We start from the raw sequence: 1,060 nt of genomic DNA on the forward strand, positions 1-1,060 counted from the left end.
TCAATCGCCGCCTGCGATGGGTTCTGCTTTCATGGTTTCCATGTCGGCGCTGACCATTTCGCGTGCGAGTTCGCGGGGGGAGGTTTCGTGGGTCCAGCCGAGCTTTTCCTGCGCCTTGGCAGGATCGCCCAGCAGCAGTTCGACTTCGGTCGGGCGGAAGTAACGCGGATCAACCTCGATCAGGCAGCGGCCATCATCCTTGGCATAGCCCTTCTCCTCGACACCCTCGCCGCGGAACTCGATCGGGATGCCCGCATCCTCAAACGCCCAGCGCACGAACTCGCGCACTTCGGTGGTGACGCCGGTGGCAAGCACATAGTCGTCCGCCTCGTCCTGCTGCATCATCAGCCACATGCCGCGCACATATTCGCGCGCATGGCCCCAGTCGCGCTTGGCATCAAGATTGCCGAGATAGAGCTTGTCCTGACGGCCCAGCGCAATGGCAGCCGCCGCACGGGTGATCTTGCGGGTGACAAAGGTCTCGCCGCGCAGCGGGCTTTCATGATTGAACAGGATGCCGTTGCTCGCATGGATGCCATAGGCCTCGCGGTAGTTCACCGTGATCCAGTAGGCGTAGAGCTTGGCAGCAGCATAGGGGCTGCGCGGATAGAACGGCGTCGTCTCGCGCTGCGGGACTTCCTGCACCAGACCGTAGAGCTCACTGGTCGAGGCCTGGTAGAACTTCGTCTTCTTCTCGAGCCCGAGGATGCGGATCGCCTCGAGCAGGCGCAGCGTGCCGATGGCATCGGCATTGGCGGTGTATTCCGGCGTCTCGAAGCTGACGGCCACATGGCTTTGGGCGGCAAGGTTGTAGATCTCGTCCGGCTGCACTTCCTGCACGATACGGATGAGGTTGGTGCTGTCGGTCAGATCACCATAGTGCAGGTGGAACTTCTGGTTATCGACGTGCGGATCCTGGTAAATGTCCTCAATCCGCCCCGTGTTGAAGCTCGACGAACGACGCTTCACACCGTGAACCTCGTAACCCTTCTCCAGCAACAAATGCGAAAGATAGGCTCCATCCTGTCCCGTCACTCCCGTTATAAGTGCTGTTTTTGCT

General features: G+C 60.4%; 1 protein-coding gene. It reads right to left on the minus strand.

The window, feature by feature from the left end:
- Positions 1–1,060 (minus strand): GDP-mannose 4,6-dehydratase (gmd, locus tag OOZ52_RS12815; protein WP_274698931.1); only part of this gene is annotated, 1,060 nt, incomplete at its 5' end.

Origin of the sequence: Aurantiacibacter sp. D1-12 (assembly GCF_028858515.1) — a bacterium.
Classification (GTDB): Bacteria; Pseudomonadota; Alphaproteobacteria; order Sphingomonadales; family Sphingomonadaceae; genus Alteraurantiacibacter.